Origin of the sequence: uncultured Roseibium sp. (assembly GCF_947499295.1) — a bacterium.
In the GTDB taxonomy this organism is placed as follows: domain Bacteria; phylum Pseudomonadota; class Alphaproteobacteria; order Rhizobiales; family Stappiaceae; genus Roseibium.
On record NZ_CANMNP010000004.1, the window covers coordinates 84,775 to 98,328 of the forward strand.

At 55.7% G+C, this 13,554-nt stretch carries 11 protein-coding genes; 5 read left to right on the forward strand and 6 right to left on the reverse strand.

Annotation, left to right across the window (positions count from 1 at the left end; all coding sequences use genetic code 11):
* Positions 1-447 precede the first annotated feature (447 nt).
* The 3 genes from Q0835_RS08725 to Q0835_RS08735 all read left to right on the forward strand — a co-directional run bounded on the left by Q0835_RS08725 (position 448) and on the right by Q0835_RS08735 (position 5,242).
* Positions 448-2,574 (forward strand): EAL domain-containing protein, encoded by a 2,127-nt coding sequence (locus Q0835_RS08725; protein ID WP_298960308.1) that lies wholly within the window; start codon positions 448-450, stop codon positions 2,572-2,574.
* Positions 2,575-2,814: 240 nt separating this feature from the next.
* Entirely contained in the window at positions 2,815-4,209 is a 1,395-nt protein-coding gene (locus Q0835_RS08730) for an L-serine ammonia-lyase (RefSeq protein ID WP_298960311.1), read from the forward strand.
* A 13-nt stretch (positions 4,210-4,222) separates the two neighbouring features.
* Positions 4,223-5,242, forward strand: a complete 1,020-nt coding sequence (locus Q0835_RS08735) for an adenylate/guanylate cyclase domain-containing protein (RefSeq protein ID WP_298821127.1) — start codon at positions 4,223-4,225, stop codon at positions 5,240-5,242.
* Positions 5,243-5,272: 30 nt separating this feature from the next.
* Here Q0835_RS08735 and Q0835_RS08740 read toward each other — a convergent pair whose 3' ends face one another.
* The 6 genes from Q0835_RS08740 to Q0835_RS08765 all read right to left on the reverse strand — a co-directional run bounded on the left by Q0835_RS08740 (position 5,273) and on the right by Q0835_RS08765 (position 11,175).
* Entirely contained in the window at positions 5,273-6,250 is a 978-nt protein-coding gene (locus Q0835_RS08740) for a nuclear transport factor 2 family protein (protein ID WP_298960314.1), read from the reverse strand.
* A complete protein-coding gene (locus tag Q0835_RS08745; RefSeq protein WP_298821132.1) occupies positions 6,247-6,468 on the reverse strand; it encodes a hypothetical protein in 222 nt (73 codons plus the stop codon). Before Q0835_RS08745 ends, Q0835_RS08740 begins: the two co-directional genes overlap by 4 nt.
* Before the next feature lie 179 nt (positions 6,469-6,647).
* Positions 6,648-7,265, reverse strand: a complete 618-nt coding sequence (locus Q0835_RS08750; protein ID WP_298821133.1) for a GntR family transcriptional regulator — start codon at positions 7,263-7,265, stop codon at positions 6,648-6,650.
* A gap of 81 nt (positions 7,266-7,346) precedes the next feature.
* The gene (locus Q0835_RS08755; protein WP_298821135.1) at positions 7,347-8,708 is read right to left on the reverse strand and encodes an FAD-dependent oxidoreductase; all 1,362 of its coding nucleotides are present in this window, start codon (positions 8,706-8,708) and stop codon (positions 7,347-7,349) included.
* A 32-nt stretch (positions 8,709-8,740) separates the two neighbouring features.
* Entirely contained in the window at positions 8,741-9,823 is a 1,083-nt protein-coding gene (locus tag Q0835_RS08760) for an anhydro-N-acetylmuramic acid kinase (protein WP_298960317.1), read from the reverse strand.
* Positions 9,820-11,175 (reverse strand): aspartate aminotransferase family protein, encoded by a 1,356-nt coding sequence (locus Q0835_RS08765; RefSeq protein ID WP_298821139.1) that lies wholly within the window; start codon positions 11,173-11,175, stop codon positions 9,820-9,822. Before Q0835_RS08765 ends, Q0835_RS08760 begins: the two co-directional genes overlap by 4 nt.
* Positions 11,176-11,518: 343 nt before the next feature.
* Between Q0835_RS08765 and Q0835_RS08770 the strand changes: the two genes are divergently transcribed.
* Together Q0835_RS08770 and Q0835_RS08775 are read left to right on the forward strand one after the other, a co-directional pair.
* Positions 11,519-12,355 carry a MurR/RpiR family transcriptional regulator gene (locus tag Q0835_RS08770; protein ID WP_298960320.1) on the forward strand — a complete coding sequence of 279 codons (837 nt, stop codon included), beginning with the start codon at positions 11,519-11,521 and terminating at the stop codon, positions 12,353-12,355.
* A gap of 26 nt (positions 12,356-12,381) precedes the next feature.
* Positions 12,382-13,503, forward strand: coding sequence for an ABC transporter substrate-binding protein (locus Q0835_RS08775; RefSeq protein WP_298960322.1), 1,122 nt, complete (start codon positions 12,382-12,384; stop codon positions 13,501-13,503).
* Positions 13,504-13,554 lie beyond the last annotated feature (51 nt).

The window sequence follows — 13,554 nt, forward strand, 5'->3', positions numbered from 1 at the left end:
AAGGGCAAGATTTTTCAGATTTCAACGATCTCTGGAACGTGCAATCCAGTCGCTGCACAAGTCATTGAAAGCTTCCTGATCCAAGGAAGCGACAACTTTGCCCGCCGGTAACTCTCCTGCAACCACTTCGCGCGCCGTTGTTTCAGGAAGATGCTCGGATATGAACTTTTATCAGAGCCCCAGGACATGCCGCTCGAGTGGTCGACGGTTCCGATCACCTTGGCTATATGCATGCGAACGTGAGATGGCAGTTTTCAAAGAAACTCTCCTTGGAGCATCAGAGACTTCTGTCGTTTTTATACTGTTAAAAATAACAATACCGAGCTTCTCTGCTTACAAAACCAGCTCTTGTATACAGATAAGGTCCGGTTTCTCTGCAGTTATTCTTATTTGGAATTGCGTGGCTGTTTACGCCAGCTAAACTGAATTGGTGATTCACTCGGACTTGTGGGCCCAGTCCATTTAGCATTTGGCACCCAATCGCGAGGCACCAAACTGGCCGATACAGTAAACCTGCGTTACCTCGACACTAGAGCCGGGCAACTGCCGACAGACAGCTCCACCGGTCATTTGATCGATACTGATTTGATTGGGTCAATCTACGACAGGCTGGACACCGCCGTCTGGATCTTTGATTTCGACCTGAAACGGGTCTTGTGGGCCAATCGCAAAGCGCTTGAAGTCTATGACGCGTCGACACTGGAAGAACTCAAGGCCCGCGACCTGGGAGCCGACATGTCTCATTCAGTGGACCAGAGGCTCAGGCAGTACCAGCAGGATTTCACAAGCCGAGACGTCAACTTTTCAGAAATCTGGACGCTCTATCCCCGCGGGAAGGCTCAAGTTCTCCAGGTCGTTTTCAGCGGCATTCACCTTCTTGATGGGCGCGTGGCTATGCTATGCGAAGGCCGTCCCCATCACGAGCAACAGCCCGAAACGCTGCGCAGTGCAGAAGCGCTCCTGCATACGCCCGTCATGATTTCGCTGTTTTCGATGGACGGCCATCCGATCTACCGCAATACAGCTTCACGGGCAGTTTGCTGCACGTTTGAGACCACTTTCGCGGACCAATTTGCCGATCCGGATGAAGAAGCTCACCTCATTCAACTGCTCGAGGAAGAACGGTCGTCCAGACGGGTCTCGCGCGTGAAAACCCGTGGCGGCAATCGCTGGCATGAATTGACAGTGCGTACCTGCCACGATGCCGTTTCCGGACAGCAGGCCTATCTTGTCAGCGAAATTGACGTTACCGAACTGCATGAAACCAAGGAAAGAGCTCAGTATCTTGCAAGCCATGATACGCTGACAGGTCTTTCAAACAGAACATACCTGAAAGAGCGTCTTGCTCAGGTGCTCAAGACGGCTGCTCACTGGGGACAGAGCGCGACGCTCTATCTGGTCGATCTCGACGACTTCAAGATGGTCAACGATTCTCTCGGCCACGCTGCCGGGGACGCGTTGCTGCAGCTGATCGCCAACAAATTGACGGAACTCGCCGGTCCGGATGATATCGCAGCGCGTCTTGGCGGCGACGAGTTTCTGATCTGCCACATCGAAAAGCCCGGCGGCCGCAGTGCGGACTGGTTCGGCCAGGACCTTCTGCAGGCCTTTGCGGCACCGCAGATGATCGACGGCAAGCCCCGGCATGTCGGCCTGAGCATCGGTTACGCACACTTTCCCGGCGACGGCCAGACCATTGATGAATTGATGCGGCACGCCGACCTGGCCCTCTATCAGGCGAAAACGGACCCGAAAGAGAAATGCGTCCAGTTTCAGCAGCACATGCGTCTGCTGAGAGACCAGCATCTGGCTATCAAAAAGGATCTTGAACGAGCAATCCGCGAGCACGAGTTCACGCTTCATTTCCAGCCCATAGCTTGCACGCAAACAGACCGGGTGGTCAGTGCCGAAGCCCTGATCCGCTGGCAACATCCGGAAAGAGGCCTCGTGGCGCCCGATGACTTCATTCCCGTCGCAGAGGAAACCGGGCTGATCAGGGAGATCGGTGAATGGGTCAACCACCAGGTATGTTCCATGCAGGCACGTCTGGCGGAGATGTCGCTGCCGCTCCCACTGGCGCTCAATGTTTCACCGCGTCAGCTTTCAGATCCTGATTTTGTCAGCAAGATGCTGGCTCTGCCAATGGAAACAGGGTGCGATCCCTCGATGCTTTCCATTGAAATCACCGAGGGTGTGCTGCTGGGGGACATACCAAATGCGCTGGAAACCCTTTCCAGTCTGAAAGAAGCTGGCTACCGGATTGTCATCGATGACTTCGGAACCGGCTACTCGAACCTTGCCTATCTGCACAACTACCCGATTGACGGTATCAAGATCGACCGGGTTTTCATGGAAGATGTTGAAGCCGGAGGTGCGATCGTAAAGCTGGTTCTGTCCTTGGCATCAGCGCTCGGTGCAGATGTTGTTGCTGAAGGCGTCGAAACCATCGAGCAGCGCCGTTGGCTATCTGAAAACGGTTGCCACCAGTTTCAGGGTTACCTTTATTCAAAACCCGTTCCGGAAGACCGATTTCTTTCCATGCTCCAAACGCAATCGCGTATCGCAACGATGTAGGTTTGCCGGAAAAGTGCGCTGATCATTGCCTTCATGAGGCAAAGTCGGCAGCTTTCCCGGTTCGTTCGAGCATTTGAAGAAATTTCCCGAAAAGCCCTACACAAGCGCGCGACCTTTTCGGCCGATGTCGCAAATGGCACAAATTTTCGCGTTTGAACGCTCCAGCCTCATACTCTATCTGGTAGTGTCAATACGTAGCTCAAAACCCTGTACTCCTTCCTCCTTGATGGCTCTGGTGACATGTTCATAAGCGTCTTCGATATTTTCAAGATCGGCATTGGGCCGTCCAGCTCACACACTGTTGGTCCGATGGTGGCTGTAGCTCGTTACCTTGACCGTGTCCGGGGTCTTGCCGGTGCTGAGGCCAAGGCCTCGCGTATTGCAGTGACGCTTCACGGATCGCTCGCATTCACCGGCAAAGGCCATGCCACGGACAAGGCAGTCTGCCTTGGATTGCTTGGAGCCAAACCGGACACGCTTGATCCCGATGATGTCGAGCCTCAGCTTGATGTGCTGGCACAACAGAGGACGCTGCGCATACCGGGACTTCCCGAATTGCAGTTCGATCCGGATCGGGACGTGATCTTCGACTATGGCCCGTCGCTGCCTCTCCATGCCAACGGAATGACCTTCCATCTCCTGGATGCGGCCGGTGTTCTCATCGATACATTTGTCTACTATTCGATCGGTGGCGGTTTCGTCGTCAGCGAAGCTGAACTGCGCAAAACCACGAACGAACCGGTGAATGAGCTTGCCACCCAGGATGTGCCTCATCCCTTCACCAGCGCCAAAGAGATGCTGGAAATGGGAAAAGAGGCAGAACTGTCGATCGCGGAAATGAAACTGCAGAACGAGTGCAGCGACTTGCCTCGGCATGAGGTCGAAGAGGGTATCGACAGGCTCTGGTCGGCGATGGACGCCTGTATCAACCGCGGCATCACGCAGACGGGCATCCTGCCGGGTGGCCTGAAGGTCAAACGCCGTGCAGCGGACATTTATCAAAAACTCATCCGCGAAGGCCGCACGAATCCGCCTTTCGAGCACAATGTCGTCGACTGGCTCGGGGTCTATGCCATGGCTGTCAACGAGGAAAATGCCGCCGGAGGACGTGTTGTTACAGCGCCGACAAATGGTGCTGCAGGCGTCATCCCGGCCGTGACACGATACTACCTTGATCATTGTGCCGACGCCGACCAGGCGGGCATTCGTACATTTCTCCTCACCGCCGCGGCTGTCGGCGGTATCATCAAGGCGAATGCTTCTATTTCCGGCGCGGAAGTCGGATGCCAGGGAGAAGTGGGCTCTGCCTCCGCAATGGCTGCTGCAGGTTTATGTGCCGCACTCGGCGGCACCAACGAGCAGATTGAAAATGCTGCTGAAATTGCCCTGGAACATCACCTCGGCATGACGTGCGATCCCATTGGTGGTCTTGTTCAAGTCCCATGTATCGAGCGAAACGCACTTGGCGCGGTGAAGGCTGTGACGGCAGCCTCGCTGGCCTTGCGCGGCGACGGCTCGCACTTTGTTCCTCTTGATGGCTGCATAGAAACGATGCGGCAGACCGGCATGGACATGATGGAACAATACAAGGAAACGTCGAAGGGCGGACTGGCAGTCAATATCGTTGAATGCTGAGTTAGCTCCCGGGATGTCCGCAACCAACAGACTTCGCCGGAATTTGGAAAAAGTCCTTCTGATCACCGCCTTGTCGGGAATGGCAGGTCTCATCATTGGTGTGCTTCGCACCGGCGAAAACAGCCTAATAGTCGAAGGTGCATATGGTGCGCTTACAGGCACGATGATCGGCTTTGGTTGTACATGCTTTGAATTTATCGGTTTCTCGAATTCCAGGCTGCGCGCCGCACGGCGCCTGCCGCCTGTCGCGCTTCTTGTTGGAAGAACCTTTGTCTACGGTCTGGTTATCCTTTTTGGTCTGGGCATCTCGAGTGTCTTGGTAGGGGACGTCCTGCCCTGGCAGGAGCCCGGGTTTTCAGAAGTCTTCCTAATATCTGCGACTGTCGCATTCTTCATGTCAGGTGCTGTGGAAGTCACCCGGCTGCTGGGTTGGGAAGCAACCGTTTCGCTGGTGTCGGGGCGCTATAATACGCCCAGACTTGAACCCCGTGTCGTCCTCTTTGCAGATCTTGTCGGTTCAACCGCCCTGGCCGAGAAGATCGGCGAACTTGAGTTCCATGTCTTTCTGCAAGATGTCGCCCTTGACCTTGCCGGCCCCATCGAGGACACGTATGGCGCTGTCCACCGATATGTCGGCGACGCGGTTATTGTGACCTGGCCGCTGGAGACCGGAGTGAAACAGGCCGACTGCCTGACTTGTGCTCTGGAAATGCATAGGTCACTGGCCACACATGCCGACCGCTATCGCAAACGGTTCGGCGCTGAACCCAGCCTGCGTGTCGCCCTGCATTGTGGCCAGGTGGCCGCCGGTGAAATTGGAGACTGGAAGAAAGAGATTGCCCTGCTCGGCGACACGATGAACACCACGGCCAGAATTGAACGCGCTGCGAAAAGTCTTGGCAGTGACACAGTCCTATCGGATACGCTCGTCAGTCAATTACCTGAACCGGCCCGAACGAGCCTTCGCCGACTGCCAGACTATGCAGCTCAAGGAAAACAGGAACCACTTCGTCTCTGGACAACAAAGACATAAGCAGCAATTTTTTTCCGGCAGCAAGATTGATCACACATCATGTCTGTCGGCACTAAGCAGCAAGCGCACGAGAGCCGGCTGCGACCTGACGCCGGTCTTGTCATAGATCCTTTGCAAATGTGTCTTCGCTGTATTCGGGCTCATATCAAGCGCCAAGGCAGCTGTGGTCAGGTCCTGACCGTCGACAAGATGACGTGCCAGCTTCTCTTGGGTCCCTGAGAGGCGATAAACCTCGGAGGCGGTTGTTATCTGCAAGCTGAGGCGTTCGGAATCGTCAAATGTTATGAGAAGCTTCCCGTCTCTCAGCATTGCCCAGCAAACATGCGCAAAGCCTTCGTCATCCTGTCCCAGCGCCACGACGCGGGTGACCGCCTCTTCACCAACTCGTGGAGTGTGGTGAGCCCTCATTTGGGCAATCCAGGTTACCGCGTCTTGCAATTCGCTCAAGGCTTCCGGATTTTTTGCCCAGAGCTTGCCGGCCCGTGCACAAAGCCTCGGATGATGAGGAAGCCGTTCCTTGGCCGCTTCATTTTGCCAAATCAACATCCCTGTTTCGTCAACCTCCACCAAAGGGGCGTTGACATGGTTGCCGTGTATCTGGGTGCTGACGACACATGAGATCTTCCAGGCGCCACCTACCTTCTGCAAGATCTTTACCTCGTAATACTGTCCGGGGCATGCCTTGGGGATCTCAGACATATCGCCGATTTGATCGTAGCTGACCCATGCCATTTCAGGGCTCAACACAACATTGAAGTTCTTACGCTGGAACCTCCAGGGTGGCCGCCACTCGAACGGGCCGGAAGTTATGCGCTTCATCTGAGCCCTAATTTCAGCACCGGCCGTAACGGTGACACCGGTTCGCACATGCGTTTGTACACGCCGGATTTCAGGAGAATCGAGCCAATAGCTTTGCCAGGCGTCATAGTTGCGCTGCAGATAGGCCTCCGTTTCAGCCTCGATAACTTGCATGATGGCAGAGCGATCATCCGCCGGGTCCAATGTCAAATTGCTGCCCTTTGTTTTTCCGGTCTTCGAAACCTTGTAGCATCTGATGCTCGCAAGAACCGGGCGAACCGTTTCAAGCTGGTCACGGCCTCAACAGTACTGTCTACAAGCCAAATCATTTTGCTCGATTGCGCATAATACTCGTCTTCTCTGGCGGGATCGAAGCCGTTCATCTTGTGCTGATGGAGCGCGGCAGCGGTGAGCGTTTGCAGGTCCATTTCCAACCTCCTGTTCCAATTCAACTGAACACAAGGATAGAAGGCGCGACGCCGACAGCCTGTCATACGCGAGGACTACAGCAGCCTGTATTTTATTCTTCGAGCTGTCCTGAATGAACGAAATTCAAGCGAACAGCTGATCTCTTCGCGACCTCATTGAAGCGTTGCGCAAAAACACATTAATTCTGTTGCAGGCGGGTCTTGTGCGCGTGGGAGATATGACGGCGCGCAGCAGTCTCGGCAGCTGCGCAATCGCCATCGGCAATCGCCTCCACGATTGCTGCATGTTCTTCAACCGCAGTTTCACGGCGTTCAGGCGTATCAAGCGTTGTGCCAGCCATCAGGATCAGCGAAAGGCGCAGATGCTCGATCTGATCGACCAGATACCGATTGTGTGAAGCCAGACACAGGCGGCGATGAAATTCCCGGTTCGACCGCACAAGGCCCTCTTTGTCCGCAATGCGCTTTCGGTCTGCTTCGACGAGGTCCTGAAGAATTTCTATTTCGGGACGTGAGGCATGTTTGGCTGCCAGTCCCGCGGCTGTTCCTTCCAGAACCTCGCGCATGAAATAGACCTCATTGATCTGCCCATGATCAAGGGTCGGCACAACCATGCCCCTGTTTGGCTCATGAACGGCAAGGCCCTGGGCTTCCAGACGTTTCAATCCTTCTCGGATTGGCGTTCTGGAAACGCCGAATTCTTCGGCAAGATCGGCCTCTCGAAGGCGATCGCCGGGTTTCAGCACCCGCTCTTCAATGAGGCCAATAAGCCGCTGATAGATTTCAGATCCATTCATGCAATCTGGTTAGCCGCTCGCCGGACATTGCGCAAGAGTCGCACCGCACCTGACGGCTTCGCCTTGCACTCTCGGCCTCACCTAGTGCAACCGCACTCCCTGACGCTTTAGCTCCGCCTGCAGAAGGGCAATGTCCATTGAGGTCAGATCCATGCCGTGCTTGACGGAGAGCGCAGCAGCGACGCCAGCACCTTGTCCTGTCACGGTGCAGCACATCATGTTGCGCGTAGCCGCGTGACTGACCTTATCCCCTCCGGTGGCCCGGCCAGCTACCAGCAGATTTTTGACTTCCTTTGGAAGCAACGTTCTAAAAGGCAACTGAAAATAGCGGCCCGTTGTCGGCAGGATCAAGATGCCATAACCGTCGATGAATTCCGGAAAGATACCAACGCTGTCCTCGAAGCGGCCTTGCCCGCGCACATCAGCTTCGGTCATGTCATAGGCAGCCAGGATTTTCCGGGTGTCGCGGATCCCGACAGTCATGCCGAAATTTCTGAGCTTTGCGCCGCTGCAGCCTGGCTGAAAGCGTTTCAGGGCCTCCACGGCAAGCATAGCCTGCCGCCGTCCCTCAATTTCATTTCGTGTCATCGATGCGGGGTCTGTGCCATCGCACTCAGGAAGATGAACGAGATTCAAGTAGGTCAAGTCGCCACTGTCATAAACAGCGCCCCATGTCCCGGAGATGGTTGATAGGGATGCCGGAATAAGCCCTGCCTCCATGGCTCTTTCAAACGGCTTGCGCAGAAATGGCGAAAACATCTGGTCTTCCTTGCCAGTCGTCTCCACTGACCATTCCCCGCTTTCCCAGTCCTTGTAGGTTTGCGGGTCGGCCTTAACGGCGTCCATAAATTTCTTCTTGTCGACACCGGTCATGGAAAACATCACCGAGGCCGCCTGCATTTCCTCGACCGGGGTCTTCTTCGTTACGGCGCCTGCTCGAAAGGCTACATCGGCATCGCCGGTGGCATCGATTACCCGTTTCGCCAGGATCGCCTCCCGGCCCGCCTTGCTTTCGGTGATGATGCCACAAATCTCATCTCCATTCATGATCGGCGCAGCGAAAGACCTGTGCAGCATCGGGTGTATGCCGGCCTCTTCCACCAGGTTGTCTGCGACCAGTTTGAAGCCTTCCGCATCAATTGCGTGGCTGTCTGATTGCGGTTCCGGCGTTGCTGCTCCGGCCGCGCGAGCCCGATCTTCAAATTCTCTGCCAACCCCCTCCGTGTCGATGGTTTGCTCATGCCTGTACCAGGCAAACCCCTCAACACCGACTGCGGTGATATTTCCACCAAAGCAACCGAAGCGCTCGACCAATGCAACATCCACACCGGTGCGGGCAGCCCCAAGCGCTGCGGCAAGACCGCCGGGACCTGAACCCACCACCAGAACGTCGGTTTCGTGAATAACGTCAATTTCTCGCGCCGGTTCGGTGATCCTCTTCACGCTGCCTCCCAAGTCACTCGTCGTCTGTCTGGTTATGTGGCTGGATGAAAGAACTTCCCGCCAATGGTGGGCCGGCTTACACCTGTGGTGCCCGGAAACGTTGTCGGCAATTCTGCTTTCAGACGCCCCCCCAGAAACGCCATCGCCTGTGCTTCAAGCGCATCTCCATCTATGTGGTGATCGTCGGAGGAGACAATCTCTCCCGAAAGCAGATCCGACAAGGCCGTCATCAGCACGGGATTGTGACGCCCACCACCGCAGACCAGCCAGAGCCTTGCAGGCCGTGGCAACAAGGCCTCGGCCCTGGCTATTGCTTCAGCTGTGAAAGCAAGCAGGGTTGCCGCACCATCTTCCAGGTTCAGTCCGTCGACAAATGCTCCGGAAAAGCTGTAGCGATCGAGGGATTTTGGTCCCGGTTCTGAAAGAAACGGATGATTGAGAGCGCGCGCCAGCCGTTCCCTGTCGACGGTTCCATTTTTGGAAATCTCACCGCCAGCATCATATTCTCCAGCACCATGGCGGTTTATCCAGTCATCGAGCAATGCGTTGCCAGGCCCAATATCAAAGGCCAGCAGGTTTTCACCGTCAATGTAGGTGAGATTGGAAACACCGCCGATATTGATAAAACAAAGCGGTTCCCGGTGCTCACCCAAAAGCGTCTTGGCCAGTGCCTGATGATAGACAGGCACCAGTGGCGCTCCTTCTCCTCCAGCGGCCATATCAGCCAGACGCACGTCGCCGATTACCGGCAGGTCCAGCGCATCCGCCAAAGATTGCGGGTCGCCCAGTTGCACCGTTTCTTCAGCCTTAGGATCGTGCCACACGGTCTGACCGTGAAATACAACAGCGTCCGGAGACAGATCGTTGTCGTTCAAGAAACGTTGGATCGCCGTGGCATGGTCATCGGTGACGGCCTTTGCAATCTCTGGCCACCGCGCTCGGTCTGCCCCTTTTTTCGCTGCAGCATCCAAAACACTGCGACGAGTTTCGGGTCTATAAGAAGTGGTTCTGGCCGGGCCGAACTCCGTCACGCGGCGGCCGTCGGTCTCAATGGAAGCCAGATCGATACCATCGGCGGACGTACCGCTGATCGTCCCGACGACCGACCAGCTCATCTCAGACTGTCCGATACTGTCTCGAGACCTGCCTCGGCTATATCGAAGAGCTCGTTGATCTGGTTTTCAGTGATGATCAACGGCGGGCAAAAAGCCATTGCGTCAAGCATGGCACGGGAGATCAGTCCCTTGTCCTGAAACGCGGCATTGGCTTTTGCCCCGAGCGCTCCCGGCGTATGTGCCAGGGCTTCATGGGAAAGCTCAGCTGCGCCAATCAATCCGACCCCCCGGGTCTCGATCACGAGCGGGTTTTCTCCCAGACCGGCCAGACGTTTTTGAAAGACCGGTGCAACGTCTCTCACATGAGCAACAAGGTTACGCTCCTCGATGATCTTAAGATTCTCCAATGCGACAGCCGCCGCCACCGGGTGCCCGCTGCCGGTATAACCATGACCAAGCACGCCGATCCTGTCGCTTTCGTCTGCGATCGTCTGGTAGACATCATCGTTGATCAAAAGCGCGGATATCGGTTGATAGGAGGACGACAGGGCTTTTGAGAGGGTCATCATGTCAGGTTCCAGACCGTAGGTCTGCGTGCCGAACATGTTGCCCGTGCGGCCAAAACCGCAAATGACCTCGTCGGCAACAAAGAGGATACCGTGTTTTTTCAAGACCGGTTGTATGGCTTGCCAGTAGCCGTCGGGTGGCACAATGACGCCGCCAGCCCCCATGACAGGTTCTGCGAAGAAAGCGGCAATGGTATCCGGCCCTTCGGCCTGGATCAGATCTTCGAGATCCGCGGCACAGCGCCTGGCGAAGTCAGCCTCGCTTTCGCCATCCTTTTTCATGGTCCGATAGTGCGGGCACGTGGTGTGCAGGACCTGCGTCAGCGGAAGATCGAAGGATTTGTGATTGTTTGGCAGCCCCGTCAGGCTGGCGGATGCAATTGTAACACCATGATAGCCGCGTACACGTGAAATGATTTTCTTGCGTTCCGGCTGGCCCAGCGCATTGGAGCGGTACCAGATCAGCTTGATGGCTGTATCATTCGCCTCAGATCCGGAATTGGTAAAATACACTTTCGACATCGGAACCGGTGCCATCTCGACAAGTTTCTCGGCAAGTTCGATCGACGGCCCGTGGGTCTTGTATGTAAAGGTGTGATAGTAGGGCAGTTTCTGCATTTGCCGCGTGGCCGCATCCACCAGACGCTTTTCACCGAATCCGACCGCCACGCTCCAAAGCCCGGCCATGCCTTCAATGTATCGTTTGCCGGAAATGTCCTCGACGTAGATCCCCTCGCCCCTTTCGATCACCATCGCACCCGTTTCTTCCTGAAGGCGGGCATTGGCGTAAGAGTGGAGCTGAAAGGCCGTATCTCGAGCCTCAAGGGAATTGGGGAGCTGCGCCATTGCGGTCTCACTTGCAAAGTGGTGAAGGATCCAGGGCTATAGGCGACTCAAAATGTCGCTTCGCCCAGGCTGTCACGCTAGACCCGCAATCGATTGATGACAATCGGGACTTTTCTGATTTTTCGTTTCCCTGAGCCAATGGCGTGCCCCCGGATGCGTATGCGCACAAACGCTACAGCCGGTTAACTCGTCTCACTCTTCCGGTTCCGCCAAAGTCCACACGGTCAAACAATCGGAAACATTGCCCAGACCTTCGACAACGGACAGACGAACAAATTTGCAAGAAATATTGCAAACTCAAAAGAATCGTGCAATTTTACTTGCAGATTGACAAAGGATGATCATGTCGCTCCTTGAGAAAATTTCAGACCAGGCAACCACACTCACCCCCAGTGAACGCAGGCTCGTTGAGAACGTGATCGACAGCCCCACAACCGCAGCGCTTGGTACCGCCGGTGAACTGGCCAAGGCTGCTGGGGTTCACGAAGCAACAGCCTCGCGTCTTGCCAAAAAGCTGGGGTTTGAAAGCTACGCCGCGTTCCGTGACGCATTGCGCGACGAATTCATTGCGACCCGCGAAACCGCAACCAGATTTGAAAAAACCATCGCGGAAAGCACGTCCGGCACCATCCTGGGTGAATTGGCCAGGGAAGAAACTCAGGCGCTTGGACGGATCGAGGAATTCATTACGCCGGAGCAGATCGCAGAGGCCGCACAGATCTTGATGCGCGCGCAGCGGATCTTTGTCTACGGGTACGGCAACGCGGAAGTGCTCGCGCTCATGATGGTCAAACGGTTCCGCCGTTTTGGCAAAGATACCCACCAGCTCGATACAGACCCGCGTGGTTTGGCCGAGCAAATGCTGGGTCTCGGTTCAGACGACGCCGTTTTGAGCTTCGCCTTCCGTCGCCCTCCTCGCGGCTATGCCGCTTTGATGGAAACGGCGAAAGAAGTGGGCGCAAAAACCGTCATGATTTCGGGCAAGTCGGGCGCGTTGCTGACGCCACGCCCCGACCGCCTTTTGGCTGCACCACGATCAGGGGATCAGGATGCCTTCCAGACCCTGACCGTGCCGATGACAATCTGCAACGCCATCGTCATCGCGGCCGGACTGACAGCGAAAGAGGAGTCGCTGAAAAAACTCGATCGACTGGGACAGTTGATCGAGCGTTTTGAATAACGAAAGAAAACCCTAGGGAGGGACACATGAATGTTCTCGAAGCAACACGCCTCGGCGTGATCGGAATATTTTTGTCTTCAGCCGCCTTGGCTGATGGGCATCTGAATGAAATGGGACCTGAGGAATTGCTGCCACTCGCGCAAGAGGAAGGCAAAGTAACGGTCTATTCATTCACCAGCCGGATAGGCAAGGTGGAGGCCGCGTTTGAAGAGACCTATCCAGATATCGACCTGCAAGGTTTCGACATATCGTCAACGGAACAGATCGCACGCCTCAAGGCGGAAGCGCAGGCCGGTGTCACCAACGCCGACGTGATCTACATCTCAGATACTCCGGTCGTGCTGACAGAGCTTCTGGAGACCGGCATCATCGCGCCCTTCGTGCCGCCTCGTATAGCCGATCGTGTTCCACCGGAATATCAATCGCCGTTACTGGCGCAACGTTTGTCAACCAAAGTGCTGATGTACAACGAAGAAGCCAACCCGGACGGTGCGCCGATCACTAACCTGTGGCAACTGACAACCGGCGATTGGCGTGGCCGGGTGGTCATGGTCGATCCCTTGCAACGAGGTGACTACCTCGATCTTATGACAGAAATCGTTTTGCGTTCCGACGCGATGGCCGCCGCTTATGAGGAACAGTTCGGAAAGGCGATCGATCTGGGAGATGCTGCCAATGCCGGTGAAAAATTCATAACCGATCTTTTTGCAAATGATGTGATCCTTGTCGGCTCCACCGATGATGTGAACGTGGCCGTGGGCGCAAAGGGACAGGAAAACCCGCCAGTGGGTTTTACCAGCTACTCCGACCGCCGGGATAACGAAGAAGAAGGCTGGGCGCTTCAAGTGGCCAACAGTGTAAAGCCTGCGCCAGGTATCATCTTTCCTGCAGTGCTTGCCCTTGCCGCAGAACCCAGCAACCCCGCCGCAGCACGGCTCGTGATCGACTTCCTGATGGGAGACGAAAGTGAAACCGGTGGCGCAGGCCTCGCGCCGTTTTATGTTGCCGGCGATTATGTGACACGCACAGATATCCCGCCGCACCCGGACGCCGTGTCGCTGAGCGACTTTACTGCCTGGCGAATTGCACCGCACGAGACCGCCAAGATCAGATCAGAGATCGGCGACCTGATCCTGACGCTGCAATAAAACTCCCCGGCTAGGAGCAGGCGTGGCCATACGCCTGCTTCCTGTCTACCC